The sequence below is a fragment of the Halorubrum sp. SP9 genome (assembly GCF_005435015.1).
Taxonomy (GTDB): Archaea; Halobacteriota; Halobacteria; order Halobacteriales; family Haloferacaceae; genus Halorubrum; species Halorubrum sodomense.
Window position 1 is genome coordinate 1 of the sequence record NZ_SGXU01000662.1, and the last position, 255, is coordinate 255.

Annotated in this window: 1 pseudogene; it reads left to right on the forward strand. The window is 64.7% G+C overall.

The annotated features are described in order from the left end of the window. Nucleotides 1-255, forward strand: a pseudogene (locus EXE45_RS18925) (carbon starvation protein A); the annotation flags it as partial.

A 255-nucleotide genomic window follows, 5' to 3' on the forward strand; every position in this document is an offset into this window, starting at 1 on the left:
TCGCCAACTGGGACGAGTCCAAGCAGCTCGCCTCCACCGGCGTTCCGATGACGATCATGGTGACGATCACCGTCCTCGGGCTGTCGTGGGTGGCGCTGTGGGACAACCTCTACCAGAAGCTCATCCTCGGGAACGTCACCGCGCTCAGCGGACAGATATCGGCGGTGGTCCAGATGGGCCTCGCGTTCGTGCTCATCTACCTCGCGCTGTCGCTCGTGCGCATCGGCTACGGCAACATCACGAGCGTGCGGGGCG